Source organism: Nitrincola salilacus (assembly GCF_046271865.1).
In the GTDB taxonomy this organism is placed as follows: domain Bacteria; phylum Pseudomonadota; class Gammaproteobacteria; order Pseudomonadales; family Balneatricaceae; genus Nitrincola; species Nitrincola salilacus.
The window spans coordinates 1988934-2015078 of the sequence record NZ_CP176580.1; the positions used below are offsets into that span (position 1 = coordinate 1988934).

General features: G+C 50.2%; 29 protein-coding genes and 2 pseudogenes. 21 read left to right on the forward strand and 10 right to left on the reverse strand.

The genetic code is table 11. The features are described 5' to 3' along the window. Positions 1-379 precede the first annotated feature (379 nt). Complete coding sequence (locus ACK3CJ_RS09385) at positions 380-1255, forward strand: patatin-like phospholipase family protein (protein WP_409526156.1); 876 nt, start codon at positions 380-382, stop codon at positions 1253-1255. A gap of 11 nt (positions 1256-1266) precedes the next feature. Here ACK3CJ_RS09385 and tnpC (ACK3CJ_RS09390) read toward each other — a convergent pair. The 3 genes and pseudogenes from tnpC (ACK3CJ_RS09390) to ACK3CJ_RS09400 all read right to left on the reverse strand — a co-directional run. Beyond that, a pseudogene (gene tnpC, locus ACK3CJ_RS09390) lies at positions 1267-2508 on the reverse strand (IS66 family transposase); the annotation flags it as partial. Between the two features lie 33 nt (positions 2509-2541). Beyond that, entirely contained in the window at positions 2542-3792 is a 1251-nt protein-coding gene (locus ACK3CJ_RS09395) for an IS256 family transposase (protein ID WP_409522858.1), read from the reverse strand. Between the two features lie 67 nt (positions 3793-3859). Continuing rightward, a complete protein-coding gene (locus ACK3CJ_RS09400) occupies positions 3860-4099 on the reverse strand; it encodes a hypothetical protein (RefSeq protein WP_409526157.1) in 240 nt (79 codons plus the stop codon). A gap of 731 nt (positions 4100-4830) precedes the next feature. Here ACK3CJ_RS09400 and ACK3CJ_RS09405 point away from each other — a divergent pair. The 10 genes from ACK3CJ_RS09405 (at position 4831) to ACK3CJ_RS09450 (ending at position 12985) form a co-directional block, all read left to right on the forward strand. Further along, positions 4831-5610 carry a hypothetical protein gene (locus ACK3CJ_RS09405; protein WP_409526158.1) on the forward strand — a complete coding sequence of 260 codons (780 nt, stop codon included), beginning with the start codon at positions 4831-4833 and terminating at the stop codon, positions 5608-5610. Positions 5611-6002: 392 nt separating this feature from the next. Beyond that, positions 6003-6509, forward strand: a complete 507-nt coding sequence (locus ACK3CJ_RS09410) for a hypothetical protein (protein ID WP_409526159.1) — start codon at positions 6003-6005, stop codon at positions 6507-6509. Positions 6510-6719: 210 nt separating this feature from the next. Beyond that, a complete protein-coding gene (gene tnpC / locus ACK3CJ_RS09415; RefSeq protein WP_409524409.1) occupies positions 6720-8156 on the forward strand; it encodes an IS66 family transposase in 1437 nt (478 codons plus the stop codon). Positions 8157-8472: 316 nt separating this feature from the next. Then, positions 8473-8775, forward strand: a complete 303-nt coding sequence (locus ACK3CJ_RS09420; protein WP_409526160.1) for an antibiotic biosynthesis monooxygenase family protein — start codon at positions 8473-8475, stop codon at positions 8773-8775. 40 nt (positions 8776-8815) lie between these two features. After that, complete coding sequence (locus tag ACK3CJ_RS09425) at positions 8816-9418, forward strand: DJ-1/PfpI family protein (protein ID WP_409526161.1); 603 nt, start codon at positions 8816-8818, stop codon at positions 9416-9418. Positions 9419-9546: 128 nt separating this feature from the next. After that, positions 9547-9966: a GNAT family acetyltransferase gene (locus ACK3CJ_RS09430; RefSeq protein WP_409526162.1), complete on the forward strand. Its 420-nt coding sequence runs from the start codon at positions 9547-9549 to the stop codon at positions 9964-9966. Between the two features lie 234 nt (positions 9967-10200). Beyond that, positions 10201-10533 carry a transcriptional regulator gene (locus ACK3CJ_RS09435; RefSeq protein WP_409526163.1) on the forward strand — a complete coding sequence of 111 codons (333 nt, stop codon included), beginning with the start codon at positions 10201-10203 and terminating at the stop codon, positions 10531-10533. Next, on the forward strand, positions 10526-10825 hold the full coding sequence (locus ACK3CJ_RS09440; RefSeq protein WP_409526164.1) for a helix-turn-helix domain-containing protein: 300 nt from the start codon (positions 10526-10528) through the stop codon (positions 10823-10825). The genes ACK3CJ_RS09435 and ACK3CJ_RS09440 overlap by 8 nt, the downstream gene beginning before the upstream one ends. A 149-nt stretch (positions 10826-10974) precedes the next feature. Next, entirely contained in the window at positions 10975-11955 is a 981-nt protein-coding gene (locus tag ACK3CJ_RS09445; protein WP_409526165.1) for an NAD(P)-dependent alcohol dehydrogenase, read from the forward strand. A 373-nt stretch (positions 11956-12328) separates the two neighbouring features. Then, positions 12329-12985 (forward strand): OmpA family protein, encoded by a 657-nt coding sequence (locus ACK3CJ_RS09450; protein WP_409526166.1) that lies wholly within the window; start codon positions 12329-12331, stop codon positions 12983-12985. 305 nt (positions 12986-13290) lie between these two features. Here the strand turns inward: ACK3CJ_RS09450 and tnpC (ACK3CJ_RS09455) are convergent, their stop codons facing one another. The 3 genes from tnpC (ACK3CJ_RS09455) to tnpA are packed head-to-tail and all read right to left on the reverse strand — an operon-like array spanning position 13291 to position 15553. After that, positions 13291-14886 carry an IS66 family transposase gene (tnpC, locus tag ACK3CJ_RS09455; protein WP_409526167.1) on the reverse strand — a complete coding sequence of 532 codons (1596 nt, stop codon included), beginning with the start codon at positions 14884-14886 and terminating at the stop codon, positions 13291-13293. A 26-nt stretch (positions 14887-14912) separates the two neighbouring features. Beyond that, positions 14913-15260, reverse strand: coding sequence for an IS66 family insertion sequence element accessory protein TnpB (tnpB, locus tag ACK3CJ_RS09460; RefSeq protein ID WP_409523037.1), 348 nt, complete (start codon positions 15258-15260; stop codon positions 14913-14915). Further along, complete coding sequence (tnpA, locus tag ACK3CJ_RS09465; RefSeq protein ID WP_409526168.1) at positions 15260-15553, reverse strand: IS66 family insertion sequence element accessory protein TnpA; 294 nt, start codon at positions 15551-15553, stop codon at positions 15260-15262. Before tnpA ends, tnpB begins: the two co-directional genes overlap by 1 nt. Before the next feature lie 498 nt (positions 15554-16051). Between tnpA and ACK3CJ_RS09470 the strand changes: the two genes are divergently transcribed. The 3 genes from ACK3CJ_RS09470 (at position 16052) to ACK3CJ_RS09480 (ending at position 18305) form a co-directional block, all read left to right on the forward strand. After that, on the forward strand, positions 16052-16816 hold the full coding sequence (locus ACK3CJ_RS09470) for an SDR family oxidoreductase (RefSeq protein WP_409526169.1): 765 nt from the start codon (positions 16052-16054) through the stop codon (positions 16814-16816). 11 nt (positions 16817-16827) lie between these two features. Next, positions 16828-17670: a bifunctional transcriptional activator/DNA repair enzyme AdaA gene (locus ACK3CJ_RS09475; protein ID WP_409526170.1), complete on the forward strand. Its 843-nt coding sequence runs from the start codon at positions 16828-16830 to the stop codon at positions 17668-17670. Positions 17671-17888: 218 nt separating this feature from the next. Further along, positions 17889-18305 carry a hypothetical protein gene (locus ACK3CJ_RS09480; RefSeq protein WP_409526171.1) on the forward strand — a complete coding sequence of 139 codons (417 nt, stop codon included), beginning with the start codon at positions 17889-17891 and terminating at the stop codon, positions 18303-18305. Between the two features lie 17 nt (positions 18306-18322). On the opposite strand, the gene ACK3CJ_RS09485 is transcribed toward ACK3CJ_RS09480, so the two are convergent. Further along, positions 18323-18802 carry a DUF2231 domain-containing protein gene (locus tag ACK3CJ_RS09485; RefSeq protein WP_409526172.1) on the reverse strand — a complete coding sequence of 160 codons (480 nt, stop codon included), beginning with the start codon at positions 18800-18802 and terminating at the stop codon, positions 18323-18325. 60 nt (positions 18803-18862) lie between these two features. Between ACK3CJ_RS09485 and coxB the strand changes: the two genes are divergently transcribed. Genes coxB through ACK3CJ_RS09500 form a run of 3 tightly spaced genes read left to right on the forward strand, consistent with a single transcriptional unit; the run spans position 18863 to position 23079 of the window. Beyond that, complete coding sequence (coxB, locus tag ACK3CJ_RS09490) at positions 18863-19606, forward strand: cytochrome c oxidase subunit II (protein ID WP_409526173.1); 744 nt, start codon at positions 18863-18865, stop codon at positions 19604-19606. After that, positions 19599-22190 (forward strand): cytochrome c oxidase subunit I, encoded by a 2592-nt coding sequence (ctaD, locus tag ACK3CJ_RS09495; RefSeq protein WP_409526174.1) that lies wholly within the window; start codon positions 19599-19601, stop codon positions 22188-22190. Before coxB ends, ctaD begins: the two co-directional genes overlap by 8 nt. 52 nt (positions 22191-22242) lie before the next feature. Next, positions 22243-23079: a cytochrome c oxidase assembly protein gene (locus ACK3CJ_RS09500; RefSeq protein WP_409526175.1), complete on the forward strand. Its 837-nt coding sequence runs from the start codon at positions 22243-22245 to the stop codon at positions 23077-23079. Between the two features lie 167 nt (positions 23080-23246). On the opposite strand, the gene ACK3CJ_RS09505 is transcribed toward ACK3CJ_RS09500, so the two are convergent. From ACK3CJ_RS09505 to ACK3CJ_RS09515, 3 genes and pseudogenes are all read right to left on the reverse strand, one after another. Next, a complete protein-coding gene (locus ACK3CJ_RS09505) occupies positions 23247-23456 on the reverse strand; it encodes a hypothetical protein (RefSeq protein ID WP_409526176.1) in 210 nt (69 codons plus the stop codon). Between the two features lie 98 nt (positions 23457-23554). Next, positions 23555-24103 carry an RNA polymerase sigma factor SigZ gene (sigZ, locus tag ACK3CJ_RS09510; RefSeq protein WP_409526177.1) on the reverse strand — a complete coding sequence of 183 codons (549 nt, stop codon included), beginning with the start codon at positions 24101-24103 and terminating at the stop codon, positions 23555-23557. Between the two features lie 327 nt (positions 24104-24430). Beyond that, positions 24431-24553 (reverse strand): annotated as a pseudogene (locus ACK3CJ_RS09515) (transposase); the annotation flags it as partial. A gap of 97 nt (positions 24554-24650) precedes the next feature. Between ACK3CJ_RS09515 and ACK3CJ_RS09520 the strand changes: the two are divergent. The 4 genes from ACK3CJ_RS09520 (at position 24651) to ACK3CJ_RS09535 (ending at position 26067) form a co-directional block, all read left to right on the forward strand. Next, on the forward strand, positions 24651-24914 hold the full coding sequence (locus tag ACK3CJ_RS09520; RefSeq protein ID WP_409526178.1) for a BrnT family toxin: 264 nt from the start codon (positions 24651-24653) through the stop codon (positions 24912-24914). Further along, entirely contained in the window at positions 24904-25161 is a 258-nt protein-coding gene (gene brnA / locus ACK3CJ_RS09525) for a type II toxin-antitoxin system BrnA family antitoxin (RefSeq protein WP_409526179.1), read from the forward strand. Before ACK3CJ_RS09520 ends, brnA begins: the two co-directional genes overlap by 11 nt. A gap of 30 nt (positions 25162-25191) precedes the next feature. Then, positions 25192-25521: a DHCW motif cupin fold protein gene (locus ACK3CJ_RS09530; RefSeq protein ID WP_409526180.1), complete on the forward strand. Its 330-nt coding sequence runs from the start codon at positions 25192-25194 to the stop codon at positions 25519-25521. A gap of 96 nt (positions 25522-25617) precedes the next feature. Beyond that, the gene (locus ACK3CJ_RS09535; protein ID WP_409526181.1) at positions 25618-26067 is read left to right on the forward strand and encodes a hypothetical protein; all 450 of its coding nucleotides are present in this window, start codon (positions 25618-25620) and stop codon (positions 26065-26067) included. Positions 26068-26145 lie beyond the last annotated feature (78 nt).

The window sequence follows — 26145 nt, forward strand, 5'->3', positions numbered from 1 at the left end:
AAAGTATGTACTTATGCACTAGGAGAGCATCTGGCGCTTATGCAGCTGTTTTGATTGCATTATATGCTGAATACAGCTTGTTTGAATGGTGATTGAGTTCACCGGTTCGAGCGGGGAATAATAATCAGAGTTAAGGGCGAGCAGTAGATGCCTCGGCTTTAGCAGAGAAACCAATATGAATTACTATAATCGCTACTTTTTTCAAATATTCGCCAGATCTCTATAACACGTCAAAATTAATTAAAGCAACAGGGCCAGGTTGAGATAACTATCATAATGGCTTAGTAAAATTTATTGTGCAGCAGTTTTTCTACAGGCTTGTTGGGTGCAAGGTGGCCTGCTAGCCATTATTGAGACACCTTCATGGGGAGGAAAGTCCATGACAATACAATTTCGAAATCTGATTTTCGAGGGAGGTGGCGTGAAAGGCATAGCATATGTTGGCGCTATGCAGATACTGCAGGCCCGAGGTGCCCTAACAGGGATAATAAGGGTAGGTGGCACTAGCGCTGGCGCTATCAATGCCCTCATTTTTGCACTCGGTTATAACATATCCGAACAGCAGCAGATACTTCGCTCAACTGAGTTCCGGAACTTTATGGATGACTCATTTGGTGTAATACGTGATATCCGCCGACTTGCACGAGATTTCGGTTGGCATAAGGGTGACTACTTCGCAAACTGGATTGGAGATATCATAGAACAGCGGCTTGGCAACCGGAGAGCAACGTTCCGAGATTTGCTTGATAGAGGCCATCCTGGACTCTATGTCATTGGTACGAATCTATCAACGGGGTACGCCGAAGTTTTCTCCGCAGAGCGGCATTCGTCTATGGAGCTCGCTACGGCCATTCGCATCTCGATGTCTATCCCGCTCTTTTTTGCCACAGTGCGTCATGGAGCGCGTCAAGATGTTTACGTCGATGGTGGTGTTCAGCTCAATTACCCGGTAAAAATATTTGATCGCGAACGGTATATCGACATGATGAATGAGCCCAGAGCGGCAAGACAGACTGAGTACTATAATAAGGAGAATGCACGGTTCCAACTTGAACGCCCGGATCGAAGCCCGTATGTCTACAATCGCCAGACGCTCGGTCTAAGACTAGACACGAAAGAAGAGATCGGCCTTTATCGGTACGATGAGCCACTTTCTGGAAAGCGGATAAAGTCTTTTACTGATTATGCTCGTGCCCTGATCGCTGCACTAATGAACACGCAGGAAAATATACATGTAACTATTCAGCCATTATAGACCCAGCAGGTTTATTTATTATCATCGGCAGCATTCATAAAAGGTAACAGCTCTCCTTTAAAAAGTGATGCCATAGCCTGCGAGCCGCTGACTCCTTGCTTGCGTGCAGTCGATAAATAACTCCGGACACGACAGAAGATATGAGCACCTTCCAGCGACCGGAAGCACCCTGATATTTTCTGCTGCACCTTGAGCATCCGGATATCCCGTTCACCTTGGTTGTTGGTAAAGGGCACATGGGGATCCTCTAAAAATCTAAGCACATCGGCTTCGAAGTTCCTCAGCCTCTCAAGTAGATTTCGTGCCGTTGAGCGCTTAAGGCGACCGCGTTTGCCGTCTCGTTGTACTTCATCGGGTGGCGGACATTCAATATCCGCTTTCTTTAAACAGTCTCTATAAGCTTTACGCCAACCTTCCGCTTGATCGGCAGGTACTGACCCGCCAGCATTGATGACGGCATCATTCATGGTGCACAGTAATGTCTGCATGCGCTGTGCCCAGGCTTGTTTGTCCTGCTCCCAGACGCGTTCAAGTTCACGCAAATGGTGAGCATTACACAGTGCATGCTGGCAATCGGTATAGCGGTAATAGGGTTTCCAGTGATCATGACACAGCGTACCGGTAAAGCGCGGTAAGATGCCGATCTGATCCATGGCTTCACTGCCTCGTTTTGAGTGAGGTGCTAACCACGTGAGTGACTCATTGGATGCACAATGCAGCCAATGACGCTTTCCACCAATATTGATACCGGTTTCATCGGCATGGATCACCTGCGCCTGAGTCAGACGCTGTTTGACCCATGACTCAAACGGCGCGGCTTTATCGAAGGCTTCTTTATTGAAGTTAAATAACGAACCGACACTTAACGGAATACTGAGCTGATCTTCAAAGTACTCACGTACGCGGTCATACGGCAGTAACTGATACAGGGATAAGTAAACCGCATGAGCCTTTAATACAGGGCCATATTGAACTGACGATTTCACACCCTCTGGAAAGGGCGCGGTGACACGATTACCCTGTTCATCTTCAAGGATTTCAGCACGGTACTCTGTGACGAGACGACTGATATCGATATCAAAGACCTGCCGAGTCTCATAGCCAGCGAACGTGTAAGTGCTCCCCTTGGGCAAGGTGCGACGATCGATTTTAACAACGTTGATCTCATCTGGATCATCCACGGGTTGTAATGTTTTCCCGATACGCCCCTGTTGGCCGCCGGGTTTACGATCACTTTTAGCGCGTTCTTTTTGAGTTATTGTCAAATCTGGTGTTCAGCAGCCTGATCAAGCGGCGCTCCTCTGGTCGGATGTTGGCACCTCTTCTCCATCCCTGAACTTTACTCCGGTAATGACTTTGGCAAGATAGTCAAAGCCCCGTAGTTTTCTCCATTTTCCTTCAGCACACATGCCCAGCTTGAACATCATATGCAGCATGCCCGCTCTCGACAGGCAACCTTTTGAGCGCTTGGTCCGGTGGCGTATCGTACCGAACGTTGACTCAATCGGGTTCGTCGTCCTTATGCTTTGCCAGTGCGGGGCCGGGAAGTCGAAGAAGCTCAACAGCTCTTCATGATCCTTTAGCAGACACTCAGCCACCTTAGGGTACTTTGCCTGATACGTTCTGATGAAGGTATCGAACGCCTTTTCAGCATCGGCTCGTGTCTCAGCCTGCCAGATATCATGCAGCGCCTGCTTGGCTTTAGGCTGACTTGACTTCGGCAGTCGATTCAAGACATTGGCCGTTTTGTGCACCCAGCAGCGCTGCTGACGTGTCGATGGGTACACGTCCTCCAGCGCTGCCCAGAACCCCATCGCGCCATCGCCTACGGCCAACTCGGGTGCATTCATCCCGCGTCCCTTGAGACTTTCCAGCACGGCTTTCCAGCTTAGTGTCGACTCGCGTGCACCATCCTCAATGGCCAGGAAGTGCTTCTCGCCACGCTCATTGACGCCCATCACTACCAGCGCGCATAGCTTACTCTCCTCTGATCGCAGACCACTGTAGATGCCATCAGCCCAGATGTAGACCCAGCGGTCCTTATCCAGCGATCGCTTGCGCCACGCCTCATACTCATCGGCCCACTGGCGCTTCAGTCGTGACACCGTGTTGGCAGATAGCCCCTTTGCTTCAGGCCCTACCAGAGCTGACAGCGCCTCCTCCATCTCACCAGTCGATATTCCTTTCAGGTACAACCAAGGCAGGGCAGCCTCCAGACTCCGGGTCTTGCGAACATACGGCGGCACCAGTGCAGACCGAAAGGTCACCGCTTCACCATCCTTGCTGCGAACCTTGGGCACTTTCACTGTAACCGGGCCAATGCCGGTTTGGATCTCGCGCTCAGGCAAGTAGCCATTACGGACGATGGAGGCTCTACCATCATCCAATCGGCGATCCTGGTACGCCTCCATGAAGACAGCTAGCTCTGCCTCAATCGCTTGATGGATCAGATCCCGCGCTCCTTGGCGCAACAGATCAGATAACGGATCTCTTGTCTGATCTCGACGGGCAAACTCAACAAGGGTATTCTTGTTCATGGCGGTGTATCTCTTCTGTTGATTCGTTTTTTGGCGATTACAAATCAACCAGATACGCCGCTTTTTTTCAACTCTTCCGAACACCAGATTCAGTTATAACTCGTTCTTTTTTAACGCGATCAGGATCCTGAGACGGGGGTTTGCTGCTATTGCGACTGTTGGTGTTGACGCGTCCTAGCAGGATTGGAATGATTAACAGGAGTATCTCAAACGTTGATCGTAACGATGGAGAAATAGATGCATCATCTTTAAGTTGCTGCCTTGCATTCGCTATGATCGCGTCGACATCAATATCACTGATCTTCATGAGATAGACCTGAATCCTGCTGTTTGATGGCTTATTATCGCACGCTTTTTTCAGATCGGATTTTTCGCTCTGTGATGCGTTCTAAGCGGTTTTAAGCATTCATCCTCGCAGGGAGTGATATCGTCTGATCTGTAACGACTGCGGGGCTAAATGGTGCGCTTGGTAAGTACATATGATGGAAGCCAGGGCGGCGATGAGATCTGGACGTTTTTAGCCAAAAACACTGTCAAGTACTTTTTTAGTTATTTTGGGCTGAATAGATACATATACATTTACATAGCGACGACTGGCAGCGGACTGTCTATATAAATACACTTGATGTTGGCACAGTCGATTTCGATATTTCCGAATATAAGAAGCAAGCATTGATTGAGGAAGGGATTCACGGAGCTGAACGTTATTTTTCGTGGTTTGAAGACCCAACTGAGATGCCTGTGAATAGAATCGAGTAGTGTGGGGCCATAGGGGCGAGCCCAGCTCTACTCATAATCACAGTGATTGTGTCTCAGTGAGGAAGTTTAACTTAGTCACTGGTTTTGTGGAGCAAAAAATATCATGTATAAGCTTGTTTTAATCCTAAATAAGTTGATTCAGGTTATTAGGGTTTCTGATTTTTTAATCAGTTTGATCGACTGTTGATTGTTATAATAAAAAATGGGTTTTTGGTGCTTTTTTTGTTTTATTAAAAAGAGTATGGTTTGTCAGTTTTTTTTTGAGTTTATAGGAAGGATATGTTGAATAAAGAAGAGCATATGCCGAGCGTGGAGGATGCTGGTGATAAAATTCATAGAATTATCAGAGCATCTATTGGCTTATCGCCAATAGCAAGTGGGACAATACTGGAAGCATTCAATTTATTATGGAGGCCTCCTGTAGAATCTCGAGCAGAAAAATGGATGGCTGATGTTATTGATGCGCTTAATGAGTTGGCAGAAAGGCAAGGTTGTGTTGAATATATAGTTATGGGAGAAGAGTTTCAAAGCTTACTGATTTCTGCAAATCAATTGGTGTTAAAGCATCATCAGCCTGAGAAGGTATCATATTTCAAAAATGCTGTTATTAATGGAATTACAAATCAATCATTGAGTTATGATAAAAAAATCACTTTTTTGACCCTTCTCGATGAACTAACCGTTTCTCACTTAAACGTGTTGCGCTTGATTAATAATGGTATTCTGTGGGGGGTTGATAAAGAAACTACCGAATCTAGATATCCGTATTTTGTAGCGAAAAAACTGTTTGAGCTATTTCCGGAGCTCTCTTGTGAACGGTTGTTTTTTCAGAAGATAGTGCAAGACTTATCTCATCATAATTTGGTTAATGACATACAATTGGTTCTAACCACAGGTGTTGATGTGGTTAGAGTAGGGAGTATTACAAATACTGATATTGGAGTTGTTGGTCTTGAAGTCCCTTTCTCTGAATTACCCGATAAAAAGATTATATATAAAACAAATTTAAATGGTCTTGGTGTTGAGTTTATAAACTATATTAGTGAAATGAGTTTTTAATCTAAAACCTAATGAGCTTGTGACTAAATCGTACTTTTTACCCTAGTACCAAATGACTGTAATGAAAGCACACCATCTGTCAACAACAGTTCAGTTTGACCTCTACGGACTTATAGAATTGTTGCTGATATCCAGAGTAAAAGACGGCTGGCCTTTGGATGCCAGCATGACAGAGCGACTGATCACCAAGGCCCTGAATTGCTTGCTAGGCGGTAGCCTGAACCTAGCTTGACGGGCTGTTTATTTGGGTTTTTTATTTTAAAATTTCTAGTCAGACAGGCTTATTAGGAGTAGTGTTTATGCTTTATAGATGCATGAAATGGCTCTGGAAATCATGGCCGATTCTTATATTTTGTGTGATCCTGATTATACATTATGTGCTTGTTACATTAATGCCTGTAATAGCAGAGATAATTAACTCGATCATTGAATTGGGGAGCCAAATTGTCGGTGGCCTCCTGGTTCTTTACTCCATTGATAGCAACTTAGGCATCATGCGAGGCAATGGTATATTAAATGAGGTTGTTGTGTATATAAAATCTTTTCCCTTGATGACCAAACCAACTACCATGAATGTTTCTTCAACCGAAAGTAGCTATTCATCTGGATCAGTAAAGGTTGAAACAAAAAATATCCCCAAAACGATTCAAGAAGAAATTGAGCATCTCAAGGAAGATGTTGCTCACCTGAGGCAAGAAGTTAACGGAAAGTTCACTGAATTAAATAAAATTGTTGACCATAATTACAATGATGATCAGGATAGATATGTGGAACTTCAAAAATATATTAATGAAACAAAATACAAAGTAGAAAAAATTTCTATTGGTGGAATAAAAGTTCAATTTGTATCTATTCAGCCCAAAATAACTAAAAAAGTACTTGACAGTGTTTTTGGCTAAAAACGTCCAGATCTCATCGCCGCCCTGGCTTCCATCATATGTACTTACCAAGCGCACCATTTAGCCCCGCAGTCGTTACAGATCAGACGATATCACTCCCTGCGAGGATGAATGCTTAAAACCGCTTAGAACGCATCACAGAGCGAAAAATCCGATCTGAAAAAAGCGTGCGATAATAAGCCATCAAACAGCAGGATTCAGGTCTATCTCATGAAGATCAGTGATATTGATGTCGACGCGATCATAGCGAATGCAAGGCAGCAACTTAAAGATGATGCATCTATTTCTCCATCGTTACGATCAACGTTTGAGATACTCCTGTTAATCATTCCAATCCTGCTAGGACGCGTCAACACCAACAGTCGCAATAGCAGCAAACCCCCGTCTCAGGATCCTGATCGCGTTAAAAAAGAACGCGCTAAAAGTGATCGTAAACCCGGCGGCCAACAGGGGCGTATCGGGAAAACATTACAACCCGTGGATGATCCAGATGAGATCAACGTTGTTAAAATCGATCGTCGCACCTTGCCCAAGGGGAGCACTTACACGTTCGCTGGCTATGAGACTCGGCAGGTCTTTGATATCGATATCAGTCGTCTCGTCACAGAGTACCGTGCTGAAATCCTTGAAGATGAACAGGGTAATCGTGTCACCGCGCCCTTTCCAGAGGGTGTGAAATCGTCAGTTCAATATGGCCCTGTATTAAAGGCTCATGCGGTTTACTTATCCCTGTATCAGTTACTGCCGTATGACCGCGTACGTGAGTACTTTGAAGATCAGCTCAGTATTCCGTTAAGTGTCGGTTCGTTATTTAACTTCAATAAAGAAGCCTTCGATAAAGCCGCGCCGTTTGAGTCATGGGTCAAACAGCGTCTGACTCAGGCGCAGGTGATCCATGCCGATGAAACCGGTATCAATATTGGTGGAAAGCGTCATTGGCTGCATTGTGCATCCAATGAGTCACTCACGTGGTTAGCACCTCACTCAAAACGAGGCAGTGAAGCCATGGATCAGATCGGCATCTTACCGCGCTTTACCGGTACGCTGTGTCATGATCACTGGAAACCCTATTACCGCTATACCGATTGCCAGCATGCACTGTGTAATGCTCACCATTTGCGTGAACTTGAACGCGTCTGGGAGCAGGACAAACAAGCCTGGGCACAGCGCATGCAGACATTACTGTGCACCATGAATGATGCCGTCATCAATGCTGGCGGGTCAGTACCTGCCGATCAAGCGGAAGGTTGGCGTAAAGCTTATAGAGACTGTTTAAAGAAAGCGGATATTGAATGTCCGCCACCCGATGAAGTACAACGAGACGGCAAACGCGGTCGCCTTAAGCGCTCAACGGCACGAAATCTACTTGAGAGGCTGAGGAACTTCGAAGCCGATGTGCTTAGATTTTTAGAGGATCCCCATGTGCCCTTTACCAACAACCAAGGTGAACGGGATATCCGGATGCTCAAGGTGCAGCAGAAAATATCAGGGTGCTTCCGGTCGCTGGAAGGTGCTCATATCTTCTGTCGTGTCCGGAGTTATTTATCGACTGCACGCAAGCAAGGAGTCAGCGGCTCGCAGGCTATGGCATCACTTTTTAAAGGAGAGCTGTTACCTTTTATGAATGCTGCCGATGATAATAAATAAACCTGCTGGGTCTATAATGGCTGAATAGTTACTTCAATTTTTTGGTGTCCTACTGTTAGTTTACGGAGCTATATTCGGACACATGTCCTAACAATACAAGGCGGCGAGACATGTTTTGATTTGCTGCGTTAAAAAATGCTAAATATCTTCCTGCTTGGGATTTTTATACACGGTGAGAGGGCTTGCCAGTGTATAACAAGTAATTTTGGTCGTCATTTAGGTGGAAATTATCGAAAAACTTAAGTCCAGTAATGTTTTAAACAAAAATTTCTGGATTTTCGGATGATAAACTGCAGTACAAAACAAGGATCCAACAATGATACTGGAAGTAGCAATACTCGATATAAAGCCCGGTCTCGAAACTGAATTCGAGTCCAGCTTCGGCGAAGCTCAACATATCATTGCCAGCATGAACGGCTACGTTTCTTACCAACTCCAGAGATGCATGGAAAAGCCCAGCCGGTATATACTGCTCGCCAATTGGCTGGCGCTGGAAGACCACACAGTTGGGTTCAGAGAGTCAGCCGAGTATCAGGAATGGCGCCGGTTGCTTCATCATTTTTATGATCCGTTCCCTGATGTGGAGCATTACCAAAGCGTGTATAGCAATGCCTTGTAACAAGGCACGTCATTTTGCCCCCTCATAAGGTGTACCGATCATGCATATAGCGATTCTTACTTTTCAGGGGTTCAACGAGCTCGATTCACTGATTGCTCTGGGTGTGTTGAACCGTATCAAGAAACCAGACTGGCGAGTGACGCTCTGTTGCCCCGACGCAGAGGTGACGTCGATGAATGGTGTCACCGTGCACGCGCAGTCGATGCTTGAGGAGGCGACCACGGCAGATGCTGTGATTGTCGGTAGCGGCATGCAAACTCGTGACATCGTCAGTAATCCTGATTTGATGGGTCGTCTGTCACTTGATCCCACCAAACAACTGATTGCCGCACAATGCTCGGGTACGCTGATTCTGGCCAAGCTTGGGTTGTTAGGCGCTGTTCCGGCATGTACCGATCTGCTTACAAAACCATGGGTGCAGGAAGCAGGCGTAGAGGTGCTGAATCAGCCGTTTTTTGCCAAAGGCAATATCGCAACTGCAGGCGGGTGCCTGGCTTCATCCTATTTAGCTGCGTGGATCATCGCCAGCTTGGAAGGGCTGGACGCCGCAGCTGCCGCGCTGGATTACGTTGCACCTGTGGGCGAGAAAGAGTCTTTTGTTGCCAATGCGCTGAAGAATATTCAGCCTTATCTGGATGATTGAGCGCGTCTGCTTGATCTGTGAGTAATCATCTGAATCAAGGGCGAGCTGTTGATGCCGGGGATTTTGATATTCACAGTATTAGATCCGGCAGGCTTGTTAACACTCTATATAGGGACAACTGACACAGAATGGAAATAAAAGCATTTGAAAGCAGATACAAGGATGATGTGGTTGAGCTCTGGAGGGAGTGTGGTCTGGTTGTCCCTCAGAATGATCCAGCCAAGGATATTGAGAGAAAGATGAAAGTGGATTCTGATCTTTTTCTTATTGGGTTTGTCGATGAAACGATCATAGCGACAGTAATGGGTGGCTACGATGGACACCGAGGCTGGATTAATTATTTGGCAGTGAAGCCTTCGCAGCAACGCAAGGGCTATGGTCAATCTATCATGCAGGCTGTTGAAACGCTCATCAGGCGGAAAGGCTGCCCAAAAATAAACCTGCAAGTTCGCTCGTCTAACAAGGCTGTCATTGAGTTCTATTCTGCTATCGGGTACGGCAATGATAATGTCGTTGGGTTGGGTAAGCGGCTTGAATATGATTCGTAACAAAGTGTTAAGTAAGATCAGGCACAACGTTGGTAAAATACTCGGGCTGGACTCGCTGACGCCCGATCTGTTCTGGCTGTGTTAGAGAAGATATTTCATCAAGGAGTGTCAAGTGGAAGAGAATCCAACCATTGCTGTGTAAGTCTCTAAACGATGTTCGCGACCACCACCTGCATATGTAGGAAGCTGCCGCGCTGTCTTTCACCTGAATACTTATCTTGCAAAACTACGTCAATGACGTATATTGACGTTATGTTTACCATCATCGAAACCCCTACATTTGAAGCAGACGCCAGGAACATTTGGGCTGAAGAGGAGCGGAGCGCTTTTTTCGCTTGGTTGGCAGCCAATCCGGAAGTAGGTGATCCCATCCCTGGTAGTGGTGGGTGTAGAAAGGTTCGTTGGTCGGTAGCGGGTTCAGGGAAGCGTGGTGGGGTGCGGATTATTTACTTCACCAGGTTGGCAAATGGTGAGATCTGGTTGTTGGTGATCTACAAAAAAGCCGTTAAGGACAATATACCCGCGCATATCCTGAAGTCGATTCGTGAGGTATTGGAAAATGAGTAACGAGACTCTGAATGCTGAGGAACTTGGTAACAAGCTGCTTCAATCCGTAAAAGAAATGAAAGCGGGAAAAATCGCACGAGTCAGCCATGTGGAGCCTAATGAGGTGGCAGAGGCACGTGGTAAAACAGGCTTGACCCAGAGGGAGTTTGCTGAGGTATTGCATATTTCTCCGCGTACTTTGCAGGAATGGGAGCAAGGCCGACGTAAGCCCTCTGGGCCGGCAAAGGCTCTGATTGAGATAGCTTTCCGTCATCCGGAAGTCATTCGGGAAGACCTCGAACTCAGAGGTTAACAAGCGGTGTGGACGGGCGCTTACGCTAGGTCCTGGATGCAGCATTACCGTCTTTACTGGTGATGAGCACCATTAAGTCTCTCGGGTGTATCGTTTCGGGCTGCTTGTTATTGCGGCGATGAAGGACTAAAGACTCTGGTACAAACACTATGAAAGCAATTATCTATGAGAGATATGGTCCGCCTGAAGTGCTTCAGTTGAGGGATATCGAAAAACCGACGCCAAAAGACAACGAAGTCCTGATAAAGACTTATGCCACAACGATCACATCAGGCGACTGGAGGGTGCGAAGCCTGAATGTTCCTACCGGCTTCGGGCTCATCATGCGACTCGTATTTGGTATCTCGAAACCCAGGCAACCTGTACTCGGTACGGAGCTAGCCGGGGTCGTTGAGTCGGTGGGCAAAGCCGTCAGGAATTTCAAAATCGGCGATCAGGTTTTCGCGTTCAATGATACCGGCATGGGTTGTCATGCTGAATACAAATGTATGTCGGAAGATGGCATGGTGGCGCTTAAACCGCCAAGTTTGTCCTTTGATGAAGCTGCCGCGCTGTCCTTCGGCGGAACGACCGCGTTGGATTTCTTGAGGAGAGGAAAGCTGCAAAGCGGTGAAAAAATACTGATCAATGGCGCTTCCGGGGGAGTTGGTACTGCCGTTGTGCAGCTCGCTAAGTACTTTGGGGCAGATGTAACGGGTGTGTGCAGTACGGCGAATCAGGATCTGGTCGTGTCTCTGGGCGCTGATCATATCATTGACTACACAAAAGAGGATTTTACGAAAAACGGTAAAACCTATGATGTCATCGTCGATACTGTGGGTAACGCACCGTTTTCGCGTACCAAAAACTCTCTGACCAATAAGGGACGCCTTTTAATGGTTTTGGCAGACTTGCCCGACATGCTGCAAGTTCCGTGGGTGTTAATCACGAGTAGCAAAAAGATTATCGCTGGGCCAGCAACCGTGCGGTTAGAGGACTTGCATTTTCTGGCAGAGCTGGCTGAGGCAGGGCAATTCAAACCAGTCATGGATCGACGCTATCCATTTGAACAGTTTGTCGAGGCGCACCGCTACGTCGATACGGGGCGCAAGAAAGGCAATGTCAGCCTGATACTGGGGCAGGGTGTGTAAATAGTGCGAATGAATACCACCCTGGTGGCACCAACTGATGCCTGGTAGCCAATCGCATATCCTGAAGTCGATTCGCTCCTCCAAAACCGCCGCAGAGTACTGTGTTGAGGCAATATGAAAGTAGTGCATCACGCATCTGATGCGCCTTGGGTAGGCAAGATGAGATGCCCTAATCCTGAGTGCGAAAAGGAAACGCCTGCTTGGCAATGTTCAGGCTGGGGTGGGTGGAGTCACTGATTCAGGTGACAGTTCGGGCTCCATGAGCCAACGGGATATCCTGCTGCATATCGTCAACCATAAAACTTACCTTCTTACATGGTGTCTAATTATCAGATAAATTTCTGTTTTAACAACAAAAAATATAGGCACGAGCATGACTAAATGGCGCAATCTCGCATTTGCTGCAATTGGAATTACTCTTCTGGCGGGTTGTACCACTAACCCCAACACTGGCGAGCGTGAAGCCAGTAAAGCAGGGGTATATGGTGGTGTTGGTGCCGTGGCTGGCGCTGTGATAGGGGCGGCTACTTCGAGTAAGGAGGACAGAGCCAAAGGAGCAGCAATCGGTGCTGCAGTGGGTGCCGCAGCGGGTGGTGGTTATGGTTACTACGTTGACACCCAGGAGGCCAAATTGCGCGAGACCCTGCAGGGTACTGGCGTGGATGTACAACGCAATGGTGATGACCTGAGGCTGATCATGCCCGGTAACATCACTTTCGCAACCAACTCGTCAGATATTTCCAGCAGCTTCTACCAGACCCTCAACTCTATGGTCTCAGTGTTCAATGAGTTTGATCAGAACGGGATCGATATTGTCGGTCATACCGATAGCACAGGTTCGATGGAGCTGAATCAGAACCTGTCGAATAGCCGTGCGCAGAGTGTTGCCTCTTATCTGGCTTCCAATGGTGTAGCTGCGTCGAGGATATCTTCTTACGGAGTTGGGCCTAATCAACCTATCGCCAGCAATGCCAACGAGGCGGGTCGTGCGCAGAATCGTCGGGTCGAGATCAATCTGCGTCCGATGTAATGCGTCTGATTAACCTGAGCATCAAGTTCAGTGTCGAGAAAGGCCCCGGTTAAATCGGGGTTTTTTATGTGCAGATAGAGCGTAACCGTTCATTCTAAGGCGTCATTGACATTGTGACGACTGTAACCGGCAATGCCTCATATCAACGGACGATTGAGCATTTAGGATTTTTTCCTATATACACCCAGATAGTCAGGCGATAAGGTTATATCAGACAGAGGGGCCAGGGACGGCCGAACTCTCAAGACGAGAGCCTCTGTCCCTTTTCAGGACGAGACGAGCGCTGCAGGGATGCAGCGGAACCGTCAATCCGTGATGCGCTCTACCGCTCGGTACAGGTCCGACCGCAGTGGCTGCTCCGCGAACCGCTCCTTCCACACACGTGGTGTCAACTCCAGTACACGGCTGGCCGGATGCTCATTTACCCGCAGCAGTACGTCAGTCAAATAGGTATAGGGGTCGATTCCGTGCAGTTTACAGGTGCTGATCAGGCTCTGGATAATACCCACATGTTCGGCACCCAGCTCCGTCCAACAGAACAACCAGGCTTTACGCCCCATTGGGATCGGACGCAGGGTTCGCTCCAGATGATTGGTATCCAGCGGCACCTCCGGATCCTCCAGGAATACCCGTAGTTCTGTCTTCCGTTTCAGCACGTAATGAACCGCTTGCAGCAACGGATTCTTCGGCGTCAGATCGTTGCGTTGTAACTGGCGCTCACACCACTCGAAGAAGGTGTCCACCACGGGTTTGCTGCACGCCAGTCGATACAGATGTTTCTTCTCACTGCTCAGGCCTTGTGACCGGATCTGCTCCTCGATTCGGTACAGTTCAGCGATATGATCCAGCGCCTGGCGTACCGCCGCTGGCTCGTCCTGCTCTGCCTCAAGGAACTGACGACGGCTGTGTACCCAGCACTGAGCATGGGTGATCCCAGCATTCTGTTCAGCATAGCAGGCATAAGCCGCATAGCCGTCGCTGATCAGTGTGCCGGTGAACTGTTTCTTCAGGACGGCCTCGATATGCTGTCGTCCCCGACTGGCGGAGAAGGTGAACACCACTTCGTCCTGATCACCATACAATGGCCAGAACCAGCTCTGCTTCAATTTGCCTTTCGCGGCCTTGCCCGCTTTGATCGGGGTTTCATCCATCGCCAACACCTGGCTGCGCAGCACATTGATCAGTTGGGCATCCACGATTGGCCGCAGAAGTTCGATGGCGCGTTTGACCAACGTGGTCAGGGTCGCCCGGCTCAGCGTGATACCAGCCTGAGTGATACGTTGGTGCTGACGGTGCAACGGCAGGTGATACAGGAACTTGTCGACCAGCAGACCTGACAGCAGACTGACATCTGCCAGGCTACGATCCAGCACATTGCTCGGAGCCGGGCTGGGCAGTGGCTGATCAGCGCCCTTGCGTTTGACCACCGGACGGTTGTACTGCAGCACCACATAGCTCGCCGGACGCTGGGCCAGTCGGAAGGTGCTTTTGGTGCCGATGATCTCGAACTGCTCCGCGTCAGCACTCTCCAGTTCTGGTGCGGGTAGTTCGATCACTTCAACCGGCACCTCGCTATTAAAGCGCAGGCCAGTGTCGTTGACGCAGTCGTCGGGACGTTGTTTGAGTGCTGTGCCACGCTGGTAGGTGATCGTGACCTGTTCGCCTTCTGGCTCCGTCAGCGGAGGCACTTCGCCCAGCAGGCTGGGCTGATGAGGATTGTCGACCGGACGCTTCTCCGATGTCTCGCCGAACAGCTGCTTCTCGAACCAGGCAACCCGACGTTTCAAAGCCGCGTTTTCATCACGCAGCACACCGTTCTCGGCGTTCAGGCGTGCCAGCTCTGCGACCGTCAGGTCGTCATCGGAGCAAGTTGTTTGAAGGGGTGTCGACATCATTTTCATGGCGGTGGATTATACCAGAACCGGTCTTACATCGGGTGTTGATAGCGTTTGTATTGACGGGTTTTTTGCACTTCAACGCCATCCAGAATCAGTTGCAGGTCGGTCCAGCTCAAGGCACGTTGTCCGCTCGATGAGGGACTCACGCGGAACTGTCCCTGTTCCAGCCGCTTGCTCCATAGGCAATAGCCGGACGGTTCAAAATAGAGCACCTTCATATGGGTCTTACGCCGATTAACGAAGACGAAATACTGACCACTGAGCGGGTTGAGATCAAGCTGGTTCTTCACCAGTGCGCTCAGCCCCTGAAACGATTTGCGCATATCGGTCGGTTGGGTGCAGAGCCAGATCCGAGCCAGATTGCCGGGCGCGAACATCAGGGGCGACTCAGGCGTAGTTCGATGCCCTCGCCCAGGCTGAGTACGATCGACCAGCCACTCCCTGGGCTACTGGCTGACAAGGTACCGAGGTCAATGAAGGTCGCGTCTTCTGGTCTCTTGTATTGAGGGGCTGGAAGCCGCTCAGCTGCCAGCCGTTTGCGCCAGTTGCAGAAGCTGGCATAGCCTACAGCCGTCTCTTCACAAAAGCGGGAGGCAGACAGGCCACTATCATGCCACTGATCGATAATGACTTGCCACTGTTGTGGGGTACGGCGGGTGTACTGCTTCATGTGATGGTCTCCTGAAAGATGAAGAGACCAGCTTAGCGCGCGACATATGGGATGGGCAGAACGCCTTAGAATGAACGGTTACGATAGAGCAGCAGGGGCACTGGTTCTCTATCTACCGGGCCAGATTCGGCAATGACGCGCCACCAATACAGGTACGCATTCAAACCAAGTACAGGTCGGAGAAACGATCTGTCGAAAGCGAGATACCAGAATACAAATCGTATCCGTTAAGATTCATTACCAAGCTCATAGCCGCAAGGATTGGGATGCTATTTGGTCGATGAAAAAATGAATAGCGTATAACTAAATCAATAAGCTTCGCGCTCTTCGAGCTTGCTTAGCCGGAGCAACTGATCGGCTGTGAGCGCCTGAACACCATCGACATAGCGCAATTGAAATACAGCAAGATTCGGGTCGGCAGTAGTCGTTAGGCCTCCTAATATAGCATCTGTTCGGGCATATGCCCTTTTATAGTAAGCAGATCCTAGAGGAATAACGATGACTATACTTGCCAACAAAGTAGCTATTGTTACCGGCGCCAGCACCGGAATTGGCTATGCAACCGCGAAGCTTTTTGCGAGAGAAGGTGCTGCCGTCGTGGTGGCTGCAAGGCGACAGAAGGAGTTGGATGACCTGGTCGACTCAATACAAGCGGAAGGCGGAAAGGCGCTGGCGCTGGTGGGCGACGTTGGCGACGAAACTTTTGCCAAAGCGTTGGTAGATAAGGCAGTAAGCTACTTTGGCGGCCTGGATATCGCGTTTAACAATGCGGCCATTCTGGGTGCTATGGGCCCTGTCCCGGAGATGTCGCACACGGACTGGAATCAGGTTATTGCGACGAACTTAACCAGTGCTTTTTTGGGGGCGAAGTATCAACTGCCCGCCATGGCTGCTCGAAAGGGAGGTTCGTTAATTTTCACCTCTACCTTCGTTGGTTATACAGTTGGTATGCCAGGTATGGCTGCCTACGCAGCCAGTAAGGCGGGTCTTATTGGACTGACTCAAGTGCTGGCATCCGAGCACGGGCCTCAGAATATCCGGGTCAATGCCCTTTTGCCAGGTGGTACTGATACGCCGGCAGGACGTGAGTTTGCCAATACGCCAGAAGCATTGGAGTTTGTGCATAATCTGCACGCTCTAAAGCGTATGGCGACGCCAGATGAAATTGCCCAGTCTGCATTGTACCTGGCCTCCGATGCTTCCAGCTTCACCACGGGATCTGCGATGCTGGTCGATGGCGGTGTATCTATAAATCGTGTTTGAGAGGACGCCCCATGTCAGACTACGACCGGATCGCAAGCGCTATGGCCTATTTGGTCGACAGGGCGGCTGATCAGCCCAGTCTAGAGGAGATAGCCGCTCATGTGCATCTGAGCCCGTATCACTTTCAGCGGCTTTTTTGTCGCTGGGCAGGCACTACGCCGAAGCGCTTTTTACAGGTCCTGACATTGGAGCGGGGCAAAGGATTGCTGGATAATTCTCGCTCCTTGCTTGATGTCTCACATGAGCTTGGGTTAAGCGGCAGTTCAAGGTTGCATGATCACTTTGTGCAGCTGGAAGCAGTCACACCCGGCGAATATAAAAATCGAGGTAAGGAGGTACAGATCGAGTACGGAGTACATCCTACTCCACTGGGGCCCATGTTTGTGGCAGTAACACGGCGTGGTGTTTGTCGAGCTGCGTTTATGGACTTCAATAGCATGGAGGAGTTGCTGGATGACTTGCATAACGCTTGGCCTCTCAGTTCGATCAGAGAAAACCTGGTATCTACGCGCCATGCTATTGATGCCTTTTTTAGCAGTGGCACAGCCTCCAGGCAAGGCCCGCTGTCGCTCCATGTGACAGGGACAAATTTCCAGATAGCCGTGTGGCGAGCTCTGCTGAAAATACCACCCGGCGCTGTGGCCAGCTATGCCCAAGTAGCCAAGGCATTGGGTGTTCCAAGATCTGCTAGAGCAGTTGGTAACGCCGTTGGGGCAAATCCGGTGGCTTTACTGATCCCCTGTCACAGGGTTATACAGCAAAGTGGCGCGCTGGGAGGTTATCGTTGGGGGGCGACCAAGAAGCTTATGGTACAAACATGGGAAAGAATGCGTGATGAACCAGTGGCGCTTTAACACTTATGAGTTTCTTCTGGCGGGGCCTCATTAAAGTTGAGACTTGGTGGTAGTCTTGTGCATCATCAGTCTTTTTTTCCCCGCAAGGCCCCGCTTCTGTTTTCGTCTGCTACAGTTAACAGCAATGTTTAAAATGTTCATTGGATTAACATTTTACCTACGGTTCTGCTGACTTTGCCTGTAACTAATGGAATATGTTAATGGTCTGGTTGCTGTTTTTGCATATATGTAGCCTGGTGATCTGGGCTGCGTCCTTGTGTATTTTATTACTGCTTATCTCACGCGTTGCCTCGGTTGGCCTGCATATCCCCAGCAAAGGCGATAGTCTGGAACGGCTGTGGTTTACCCGCCTGGCGAGTCCCGCTGGCTTGATGACGATTGTCTCCGGCACGGCTGTTTTTGCGCTTGATGGTAATCTCAACAGTTGGCTGTTGCTTAAGCTGACCCTGGTTACCTGTCTGGTGATCTGCCATGTGGCAGCGGGGTTACTGATCCTGTACAGCAGTCGGCCAAAAGTGAGTGGTGTAACGGGCAAATGTACCGCATTGCTCAGTGTTATCCTGTTGTTGTTGCTGAGCATTATCGTATTGGTATTGCTGAAGCCTGAGCAGGAGGCTTTGCTGTGGTTTTTATAAACAGCCTTGTTGCCAGCTCAGGATTTTGCGTCGTCCTGCAGCATGTCATCGATGTTGACGCCGACTGCATATTCAAAGACCAGCCGTCCACCCAGGTAACCGGTGGCGACAATCAACAATCCGCTGAGCAGCGACAGGTAAAGCCCTTGAGGCATGATCTGAGCGGCAGCGTCAGGCAGGCGGAGCAACCAGTTGAAGGTCGCCAGCGACAGCAGCATCACCGCAAGCATCGCATGGCACCAGCCAGTGATCAGGCGCCTTATCTGGCTTACCAGCAGCATATCCATCAACCCTGCGACACTGGCAATCCAACCACCGATAGCACCAACCCCGACCAGCCACAAACTGGCTCTGGCCCAGAAGGGGTCGGAGGTGTACAAAAATGCGAGATCGGATGCGATCAGAGCAATCAGAGCGGCCACCGGGAAATGGATAAGCCCAGGGTGGATAGGGTGGCCAAATATCTGGATTTGGCTGGCAATCGGTTCCATCGACATATCACACCTCTAGAACGGTTAACGGCTGCTTTAAAGAAGCCACTTCGCCAGAGTGTAGCAGTGATCTGGCCCTGTGGCCTGCTGTTGAGCCAAACAGGTTGCACTGGACCCTATTCAGCACTCGATCCCCAGGGGCCTGCAGCATCTGAGGTGGCGCTGTTATGGTGGGGTATGTTCGGCTTTGCAACGCTGGTACTGCTGGCAGTTGTGGTGCTGTGGCATTACGCGATAAAGCGCCGGGCTGAGCATGTTCCCGCAACAGGTACCAGCCGTTGGATTATCTGGGGTGGGCTGGCGTTACCGACAGTGAGTATCATCGTTTTACTTATCGTGGGCGTGCCGGTGGGGCATCGGATGATGCCGCTGCCTGATGAAAACGCACTGCAAATTCAGGTGACGGGGCATCAATGGTACTGGCAGGTCGCTTATCCTGAACATGGCCTGCAGATGATTGATGAGCTGCATATACCGATCAATACCCCTGTGCACCTGCACCTGACCAGCGAAGATGTGATCCATTCCTTCTGGGTGCCAAGGCTTGGCGTCAAGCTGGATATGTTACCCGGTCGCACCAATGTATTGCGCCTGGAAGCCTCGGCAGCGGGCGTTTATCGTGGCCAGTGCGCTGAATATTGCGGACTTGGCCATGCGCATATGCAATTTACGGTAACAGCATATGACGAACCGGCCTTTGCCAACTGGCTAAACGAGCACAATTCCACGGAGCAGGAACGACATGAGCCAGACTTACCTGCGGCAGACTTACATAAACCAGCCGTGCATGAGGCAACCCTAGATGAGTGACGCCAAGCCAGCATCATCGCAGTCTGAGGCTGTCAGTCATCTGGCCCGGGTGTGGGGCAATTTACCGGGCTGGGGCAGCTTAGCGGCGGTAAACCATGGCACTATTGGCCTGCGCTTTATGGTTACCGGGATGATTTTTTTCCTGGTAGGTGGCGTGCTGGCGATGCTGTTGCGCACTCAGTTGGCGCTGCCGGAGCAGGATATTGTCAGTGCCGAGACCTACGGCCAGCTATTTACCATGCACGGCAGCGTGATGATGTTTCTGTTCGCTATTCCGGTGCTGGAAGGGCTGGCGATCTATCTGATCCCGAAGATGATTGGTGCCCGTGATTTAGTCTTTCCGAGGCTCAGCGCGTTGGGTTATTACTGCTACTTATTTGGCGGTATTATCATAATGTCCAGCCTGCTGCTGGGCATCGCGCCAGACTCCGGCTGGTTTATGTATACGCCACTGAGCAGCAGTGAGTTTGCACCCGGGCCGGGCTCTGATTTCTGGCTGCTGGGTATCACTTTTGTTGAGATTTCGGCGATGGCTGCCGGTATTGAGCTGACGGTGTCCATCCTGTGCAGCCGCGCCAAGGGCATGACGCTCAGCCGGATGCCGCTGTTCTGCTGGTACATCCTGGTGATGGCGCTGATGATCGTGTTTGGTTTTCCGCCGTTAATTCTGGCCAGTATTCTGCTGGAGCTGGAACGTGCTGCCGGTATGCCGTTTTTCACTGTGGCGGCGGGTGGCGATCCTCTGTTGTGGCAGCATCTGTTCTGGTTATTTGGCCACCCAGAGGTGTATATCATCTTTCTGCCTGCCGCCGGTATCGTCTCGACCCTTATTCCGGTGTTCAGTGGTCGGCCTATTGTCGGTTATCGCTGGATCGTTATCGCGGTCATTCTCACCGGCTTTATCAGCTTCGGGCTGTGGGTGCACCATATGTTCACCGTGGGCATTCCTCAACTGGCACAGGCCTTCTTTTCAGTGGCCAGCATGCTGGTGGCGATACCGACTGCTATTCAGGTATTTGCCTGGCTGGCGACTTTGTGGCGAGGCAAGGTGGACTTTCAATTGCCGATGCTGTGGGTCAGTGGTTTTCTGGTCATCTTTGTCTGCGGCGGCCTGACCGGGGTGATGCTGGCGTTGGTGCCCTTTAACTGGCAGGTGCACGATACCCACTTTGTGGTCGCTCATATGCATTATGTGCTGGTAGGGGGGATGTTTTTTCCACTGATCGCCGGACTGTATTACTGGTTGCCTTTAGCCTCTGGCCGGATGCCCTCGCCAGTGATCGGGCGCTGGGGTTTCTGGCTGACCTTTGGTGGATTCAACCTGACCTTTTTATTGATGCATCTAACCGGTTTGCTCGGCATGCCACGGCGGGTGTACACCTATGAAGCCGGATTAGGCTGGGATAGCTTAAATCTGTTGTCGTCGATTGGCAGCTTTGTCATGGCGATCGGTATTGGGCTGATGTTGCTGGATCTATTACTGCATTTCTGGTTTGGCCAGCGAGCCAGCGTTAATCCGTGGAAGGCCGATACGCTGGAGTGGACGCTGGATATGCCACCGGCCCAGTATAACTTTGCCAGTTTGCCCACTGTCAGCAGCCGCCATCCGCTCTGGGATGATCCGCAATTGGCTGAACGGATTGCTGCCGGGCAAGAGGGCTTGGCCGAGGCCAACAGTGGTCTGCGCGAAACCTATGGTACCTCTGCGATCTCTGCTCAGCGGGAGAGACTTTTCCATCTGCCCGGAAACTCCTGGCTGCCACTTTACAGCGCTATGACTCTGGCGGTGGTGTGCATCAGTTTGCTGAGCCGTTGGTATGTATTGGCCCTGCTGGCCGTTGTGCTGACAATTGGCTTGTTGCTGCGCTGGAGCTGGGAAAATGGTGGCCATCCATCAGCGGCTCCCTTGCAATCCTCGGATCCAGGGCAGAGGATTCCTGTACAGAAGGAGCCAGTACAGAAGGGGCCAGTGCAGAAGGGTGCCGGGCAGGAGTTGCCGCTGGAATCACGAACCATCGATGGCCCCGGGCGCTGGGGCATGATCGTCACAATGCTGGCCAATGGCGCTTTGTATATGTCGCTGCTGTTCGGTTGGTTTTATCTATGGACGGCCGCACCGCAATGGTCAGCGCCCGACACCGGCCCCTTGCCGCTTTGGCTGTTGTTGCTGTGTGGGGTGCCCGCCAGTATTGCCTTGTGGCTGTTCCATCGTTTGTGCCAGCGTCTGGCAGTGGGCGACGCTCAGCAGTTGCAACGTCAGTTATGGTTGAGCACCGGTTTTGGGTTGCTGCATTTTTTGATGTTGCTGGTGCTGTTTATGATGGCGCCTCTGGATTATACCGAAAGTGCTCATGATGCTGTGCTGATGGTTATTTTACTGTATCTGCTGGGCCACGCTGGGCTGGCAACAGTGTTAACCGCCATGCAGGCGCTCAGAGTTGCGCGCGGCTACGTCAGTGCCAGCTTGCCCTATGAGCCGCAGGTGATAAAGCCGCTGTGGTTCTATTACCTGGCGGTGTACTGGATCAGTGTCGCGCTGTTCTTTATGTTGCCACTGGGGTGGGGGGCACTGTGTTGTATCTGATCGCTGCAGTCGCCACCTTGGCAGGGGGCTTGCCGGTGTTGGTTTTGTCACCATGCAGCTAAAACAGCGGCAATGGCTAAACCCGCTACCAGGCTTGCTGGTGTTGGCCAGTATCAGTCTGCCGGTACAGGCGCATAACCCCTTACAAAGCGACGGCGCCAGCTTCTGGGCCGCTCTGCTGGCGGCAATGATGCTGGCGCTATTCTGGCTGTTGTATGCACTTGGCAGCATTAAGCGGCCGCCGCGGTTATGGCGTGCGCTGATGTTTCATGCGGGCTGTCTGATCTGTGCGTTTGCTGTAACCGGACCGTTGGATGACTGGGCAGAAACCAGCGCCAGCGCGCATATGGTGCAGCATATGTTGTTAATGGTTGTGATCGCCCCTTTGTGGGCATTAAGCCTGCCCTTGCCGCAGTTTGCAGCTGTTACCGGTCGCTGGGGACGTGTTGCCTGGCAACCACTGCTGAAGCTGGCAGCCTATCCGCTCAGCCTGGGCTACCTGCATGCGGCTGTCGTCTGGTTCTGGCATACCCCACGCTTTTACGTGCTGGCACTGGAGCATCCCTGGTGGCACTTGGTGGAGCATATCTGCTTTGCGCTCACCGCAGCCATGCTGTGGTGGGCTGTGTTGCATTGTACCGAGCGGACACGTAGCTGGGCGCTGCTCGCCTTATTGTTTACCCTGATGCACACCGGTTTTCTGGGTGCTATTCTGACCTTCGCCGACACCCTGTTGTATTATCCCAGCCATCAGTTCGATGATCAGCAACTGGCTGGCTTGCTCATGTGGGTGCCGGGGGGATTGCCATATATGTTGGCCGCGGCTTGGCTGGGGTATCGCTGGCTACGTGGTATCGCTGCGGATAGTGAAGAGGGTAAATATCAATAAAGACCACAATATTCGTTGAAAAGGACATCAACATTATCCAGAGCTGGGTCAACCTTGAACCATATGACGGTGAACGGTCTCCAGCCTTTGGCAATGATGAACCTACAATGACCTCTAAAGAGGCACTTACTGATGGATTATGTGAAGCAGGAGAAACAGCGTGAAGATTACGGCTCTACCCCTTGCATACTGTTGTCATCACTGGATGATGTTGTGCCGCAACCACAACCGCTTTTACCTTCAGCCTTAGCGTCGGCATCCGCCACGCAGCAGGCATCAGTACCTTCTGCGGCTGGGCCTCCACAGCAACCCGCTGCTGTTTTGCTATAGTGGTTACGTACCGCTTCACGAATTTCGTTGGTGTTCAGATCTTTCATGTGTATCCCCTTTATGATGTAAGTTAAACAGAACATTTCTGTCTTTCACTTAGGTAGACGGAGCTATCATGAAAAGGACGCAAAATGAGTGAAATATTTTAACAGTGTTTGCAATCGCCATCTTTTTTATCATAGTCAACGACTTGATTCATCGAGTTAACTTCAAATTTGCAGCAGTCGTGCAGCATTTTTTTCAACATCGCTCTTCCACGTTGTACTCTCGACTTTGTTCCAGAAAGCGACATATTTTCTTGTGCCGCTATTTCTTTTTGGGTTTTGCCTTCGATTTCGGAGAGCTGAACCGCATGGTGGTATTTTTCTGGTAACTGTTGAATCATCGGGATAAGGCACGATGATAACTCGCGTCTGATAGCTTCATCCGTGCTGGCACGCGGCTGTGTCAGCCACTCCGGCAACTCCTCGGTTGGCCTGTGGGAGCGATAGAAATCAATGATGGAATTTCTTGTGATTTGATAGAGCCAGCTTTCCAGTTTACTGCTGCGCTCCAGGGTATCGATCCGCGAATGAATGCGAACAAAGATATCCTGAAGAATATCCTCAGCCGCTGTCATGTCATCAACCCGCTTTCGTATAAAAGAAAGTAGTTGTGAGTGATACTTAATCCATATGTCTTCAGTTGAATGCATGTTGATTTATCCGATGAGTTATTTGTTGGGCCATCAATGAACCATTATCGCAAACTGACGCTATCACCAATGGATGATGATCGGCAACGCGCTGGCCAGTGCCGCTCCTCCAGAGAATGCGAGTGCTATGGCAAGCCCAAAATCGTATTCACCAAAGGCTTCAGCATTAACCGCCCAATGAGCAAACAGTGCATAGGTCTATTTTACAAGTACCAAACAAACCTGCCAAAGGCAGGCATCAAGCCTAAGGAACCTGTGATTACGCCGAGCCTTTTCCCTTACACGTGATCACCGCAGTAAAAACACGCCAACTGGATGTGTTTATCCCGCCTGGTTGCGATCATGCTCATGTGTCGCTGTCGTGGTAAAACTATGTGTGATACCGGTTCGTTCATCAACGCCAATATGCGCTTTCATGCCAAAGTACCATTCGTTACACTTCTTGGTCTGGCGACGCTTGTTGCTGAACTCGCTATCGGCGAAGGTGAGTTGCTGATCCATCCTCCTATATCTTGCGAGATGAGTAAAAAAGGAATAATTTATACTCATGGACGAGTTTGAGTTCGACGAAACAAAAAGCAAGGCCAATATGGATAAGCACGGTATTGATTTTGAGGCGGCTCAGCAGCTGTGGAATGATCCTGGTTTGCTGGAAATCCGTGCAAAGTCAGAAGGCGAAACGAGGTTCTTGCTGATCGGAAAAATTGGTCCAAAACACTGGTCGGCAGTCGTCACATACAGAGTAGGGCGTATTCGCCTGATTTCAGTCAGACGCTCCCGAAAGAAGGAGATTGATCTCTATGAAAGCTAAAGATTTCGATAAAAAATTTGAGGAGGATCAAGAAGATATTATTGATGATCTTGATCTTTCCTCTGCTCGTCGGGTCAACCAGGAACAGAAGCGAATCAACGTGGATTTTCCGGCTTGGGTCGTAGATTCGCTGGATCGTGAAGCGGCGCGTATTGGGGTTACCCGCCAATCAATCATTAAGGTGTGGTTAGTTGAGCGTCTTCAAGCAGAGGCTGCTAACAAGCAACTACGTGGTGGTTCGCATTAGCGGCGGATTATATTCGTAAGGAGAAACAGCGTGAAGATTACGGATCTACCCTTCGGGGTTACTGACTGGTCAGAAGTTGAGAAGACTGAACACACAGGGGAACAGGGAGTTGCTTATTGGCGGACCCGAACCTTCGGAGATATCCGCGTTCGGATGGTTGAGTACAGCCCCGGGTATCTGGCTGATCATTGGTGTGCCAAAGGACATATCCTGCTTTGCCTGGAAGGTGAGCTCCATACTGAGCTAGAGGATGGCCGCTGTTTTGTGCTCCGCCCAGGGTCGAGCTATCAGGTAGCAGATAATGCTGAGCTTCATCGTTCTTCGACGAAGCAAGGGGCCAGGCTATTTGTAGTGGACTAGCATCTATTACCAGGCCATCTCGCCGGTGGCTAGAATCTCAGCTTTGTTAATGGTGATGGAGCACGATTACCAGCGCAAGCTAAAGGAGCGGTTTGAATGAACTCGGTTGGATCAGGTTTTTTGGTATTAGGTGCAGTTCTGAGTGGGTTGGCTGCATTAGCGCACATCGGCATTATCATCGGTGGGCCCGCTTGGTATCGATTTTTTGGCGCTGGTGACAATATGGCGCGTCTTGCATCAGAGGGCAGCTGGCATCCGGCTCTGGTCACTGCCGCTATTGCCCTGGTACTGAGCATCTTGTCTGCTTATGCTTTATCAGGGGCTGGCCTTTTACCTGGGCTGCCGTTTCTCAGCCTGGTATTGATCGCGGTCACGACCATATACCTGCTGCGTGGAATCGTGGGGTTTTTCTTCGCCTTTTTTGCGACAGGTGGAAATAGTCCTACCTTCTGGGTGGTGAGTTCCACCATCTGCCTATTCTTTGGTGTAGTACACGCAATAGGGATAGTAAAATCCTGGGCTATTCTCAGTGGTGCTGGCTCCTGATATGGGTACATTGGGGTAGGGGTGCATAGGCTCGGAGTAATAGAACAAAGCCAATGTATTCATCGGGTTTCATGTTAA

Coding starts and splice junctions, on each gene's coding strand:
- ACK3CJ_RS09385 (WP_409526156.1), top strand. CDS start 380: ATGACAATACAATTTCGAAATCTGATTTTCGAGGGAGGTGGCGTGAAA.
- ACK3CJ_RS09395 (WP_409522858.1), bottom strand. CDS start 3,792: ATGAACAAGAATACCCTTGTTGAGTTTGCCCGTCGAGATCAGACAAGA.
- ACK3CJ_RS09400 (WP_409526157.1), bottom strand. CDS start 4,099: ATGAAGATCAGTGATATTGATGTCGACGCGATCATAGCGAATGCAAGG.
- ACK3CJ_RS09405 (WP_409526158.1), top strand. CDS start 4,831: ATGTTGAATAAAGAAGAGCATATGCCGAGCGTGGAGGATGCTGGTGAT.
- ACK3CJ_RS09410 (WP_409526159.1), top strand. CDS start 6,003: ATGCCTGTAATAGCAGAGATAATTAACTCGATCATTGAATTGGGGAGC.
- tnpC (WP_409524409.1), top strand. CDS start 6,720: ATGAAGATCAGTGATATTGATGTCGACGCGATCATAGCGAATGCAAGG.
- ACK3CJ_RS09420 (WP_409526160.1), top strand. CDS start 8,473: ATGATACTGGAAGTAGCAATACTCGATATAAAGCCCGGTCTCGAAACT.
- ACK3CJ_RS09425 (WP_409526161.1), top strand. CDS start 8,816: ATGCATATAGCGATTCTTACTTTTCAGGGGTTCAACGAGCTCGATTCA.
- ACK3CJ_RS09430 (WP_409526162.1), top strand. CDS start 9,547: ATGGAAATAAAAGCATTTGAAAGCAGATACAAGGATGATGTGGTTGAG.
- ACK3CJ_RS09435 (WP_409526163.1), top strand. CDS start 10,201: ATGACGTATATTGACGTTATGTTTACCATCATCGAAACCCCTACATTT.
- ACK3CJ_RS09440 (WP_409526164.1), top strand. CDS start 10,526: ATGAGTAACGAGACTCTGAATGCTGAGGAACTTGGTAACAAGCTGCTT.
- ACK3CJ_RS09445 (WP_409526165.1), top strand. CDS start 10,975: ATGAAAGCAATTATCTATGAGAGATATGGTCCGCCTGAAGTGCTTCAG.
- ACK3CJ_RS09450 (WP_409526166.1), top strand. CDS start 12,329: ATGACTAAATGGCGCAATCTCGCATTTGCTGCAATTGGAATTACTCTT.
- tnpC (WP_409526167.1), bottom strand. CDS start 14,886: ATGAAAATGATGTCGACACCCCTTCAAACAACTTGCTCCGATGACGAC.
- tnpB (WP_409523037.1), bottom strand. CDS start 15,260: ATGTTCGCGCCCGGCAATCTGGCTCGGATCTGGCTCTGCACCCAACCG.
- tnpA (WP_409526168.1), bottom strand. CDS start 15,553: ATGAAGCAGTACACCCGCCGTACCCCACAACAGTGGCAAGTCATTATC.
- ACK3CJ_RS09470 (WP_409526169.1), top strand. CDS start 16,052: ATGACTATACTTGCCAACAAAGTAGCTATTGTTACCGGCGCCAGCACC.
- ACK3CJ_RS09475 (WP_409526170.1), top strand. CDS start 16,828: ATGTCAGACTACGACCGGATCGCAAGCGCTATGGCCTATTTGGTCGAC.
- ACK3CJ_RS09485 (WP_409526172.1), bottom strand. CDS start 18,802: ATGTCGATGGAACCGATTGCCAGCCAAATCCAGATATTTGGCCACCCT.
- ctaD (WP_409526174.1), top strand. CDS start 19,599: ATGAGTGACGCCAAGCCAGCATCATCGCAGTCTGAGGCTGTCAGTCAT.
- ACK3CJ_RS09500 (WP_409526175.1), top strand. CDS start 22,243: ATGCAGCTAAAACAGCGGCAATGGCTAAACCCGCTACCAGGCTTGCTG.
- ACK3CJ_RS09505 (WP_409526176.1), bottom strand. CDS start 23,456: ATGAAAGATCTGAACACCAACGAAATTCGTGAAGCGGTACGTAACCAC.
- sigZ (WP_409526177.1), bottom strand. CDS start 24,103: ATGCATTCAACTGAAGACATATGGATTAAGTATCACTCACAACTACTT.
- ACK3CJ_RS09520 (WP_409526178.1), top strand. CDS start 24,651: ATGGACGAGTTTGAGTTCGACGAAACAAAAAGCAAGGCCAATATGGAT.
- brnA (WP_409526179.1), top strand. CDS start 24,904: ATGAAAGCTAAAGATTTCGATAAAAAATTTGAGGAGGATCAAGAAGAT.
- ACK3CJ_RS09535 (WP_409526181.1), top strand. CDS start 25,618: ATGAACTCGGTTGGATCAGGTTTTTTGGTATTAGGTGCAGTTCTGAGT.